Source organism: Paenibacillus sinopodophylli (assembly GCF_005930355.1).
GTDB lineage: Bacteria > Bacillota > Bacilli > Paenibacillales > Paenibacillaceae > Pristimantibacillus > Pristimantibacillus sinopodophylli.
In genome coordinates, this window is the sequence record NZ_VDBO01000074.1 from 1 (window position 1) to 321 (window position 321).

The window sequence follows — 321 nt, forward strand, 5'->3', positions numbered from 1 at the left end:
TGTATTAAAACCGGGTTACGTCTTTGTCCCCACGCCTCCGACCTATGAGAAGCTGGAGGTGCCTAATCCGGATTATCAACCAGCGGTGCCTGCGACGATGAAGGATTTCGTGTACATAGGCGGTTCCCAGACCTTTGAGGCTCCGTTAACGGGTGCGTACCTCTTCGAAGTATGGGGCGCACAAGGCGGAACAGCTGGCAGTGGAAGCACGAACCATGGCGGTTATGCGAGTGGAGTCGCGCAACTCGTAGCCGGACAGAAAGTGGAAGTGAAGGTAGGCGGCAAGGGGAGCAATGGAACCACAAGCATCAACCAATGCGA

Annotated in this window: 1 protein-coding gene; it reads left to right on the forward strand. The window is 55.5% G+C overall.

Annotated elements, in window-relative coordinates; all coding sequences use genetic code 11:
• On the forward strand, nucleotides 1–321 hold a 321-nt coding region (locus FGT79_RS30740; RefSeq protein WP_246096710.1), incomplete at both ends, for a glycine rich domain-containing protein.